1 protein-coding gene and 1 pseudogene are annotated in these 1,142 nt (G+C 70.1%); both read left to right on the top strand.

Translation table 11 applies throughout. The annotated features are described in order from the left end of the window. A pseudogene (locus CQZ88_RS09090) lies at positions 1 to 244 on the top strand (IS21 family transposase); the annotation flags it as partial. Beyond that, positions 241 to 1,080 carry an IS21-like element helper ATPase IstB gene (istB, locus tag CQZ88_RS09085; RefSeq protein WP_102799626.1) on the top strand — a complete coding sequence of 280 codons (840 nt, stop codon included), beginning with the start codon at positions 241 to 243 and terminating at the stop codon, positions 1,078 to 1,080. The pseudogene CQZ88_RS09090 and the gene istB, both read left to right, overlap by 4 nt. Positions 1,081 to 1,142 lie beyond the last annotated feature (62 nt).

Below are 1,142 nucleotides of genomic sequence, written 5' to 3'. Positions count from 1 at the left end.
CGTGGTCCGCGACCACGGCCACGTCCACGCCCTCGAACAGGCCGCGATGGCCGGCGCCGCCACCGGTGGCCGGCCGCACCGCCGCAAGGAACGCATCCCACCCGGACCCGACGCCCTCGCTGCGGCAGAAGCATTGCGCAACAACACAACCGACTCCGAATCGACGTCGATCACGGCGCGGTCGACGGTCACCGACCTGGCCGCCTACGAGCGCGCTGCCCGTGGAAGGAACACCCTCGCATGACCACCACGCCCGCCTCCGACACCACCATCGCCACCACCCCGCAGGCCACGAGCCTCTACCAGCGCCTGCGCGGACACCTGGCGACGCTCAAGCTGCACGACGCCGCCGAAGCCCTGCCGTCGGTCCTCGACCGGGCGCAGAAACAGGGCCTGTCGATGACCGCCACCCTCGAACAGCTGCTCTCGATCGAGGTCGACGCCACCGAAGCCAGGCGCCTGTCCGGGCGGCTGCGGTTCGCGTGCCTGCCCACCCCGGCCTCACTCGAGGACTTCGACTACGACGCCGCGCCCGGCCTCGACCGGGCGCTGATCGCCGAGCTGGGCACCTGCCGGTTCCTCGAAACCGCGACGAACGTCCTGCTCATCGGCCCGCCCGGAGTCGGCAAGACACACCTGTCGGTCGGGCTCGCCCGGGCCGCCGCGCACGCCGGCTACCGCACCTACTTCACCACCGCCGCCGACCTCGCAGCCCGCTGCCACCGCGCCGCGATCGAGGGCCGATGGGCGACGACGATGCGGTTCTACGCCGGACCCACGCTGCTGGTGATCGACGAACTCGGCTACCTACCGCTGCCCGGCGAGGCCGCATCCGCGTTGTTTCAAGTTGTGGCGCAACGATATCTGAAAACCTCGATCGTCATCACCACCAACCGCGGCGTCGGCGAATGGGGCGAGGTCCTCGGCGACACCACCGTCGCCGCCGCGATGCTCGACCGGCTCCTGCACCGCTCCGTGGTCCTCAATCTCGACGGCGACTCCTACCGCCTGCGCGACCACCACGCCCGAGCCGAAAAGCTCCGACAGGCCACCACCGGCACCCGGCAACCGCTACAGTGAACCCTGCTCACGGGTGGGCACTTCCACCGAGCACAGTTGAGCACTTTCGATGAGCCTCATCA

It is taken from the genome of Rhodococcus sp. ENV425, from assembly GCF_002887785.1.
In the GTDB taxonomy this organism is placed as follows: domain Bacteria; phylum Actinomycetota; class Actinomycetes; order Mycobacteriales; family Mycobacteriaceae; genus Rhodococcus; species Rhodococcus aetherivorans.
The sequence above is the reverse complement of the archived record's forward strand: the minus strand, read 5'-3'. Positions and strand labels throughout refer to the sequence as shown.

Excerpts from the sequence above, each read along its gene's own strand:
- istB (WP_102799626.1), top strand. The coding sequence starts at position 241 with ATGACCACCACGCCCGCCTCCGACACCACCATCGCCACCACCCCGCAG.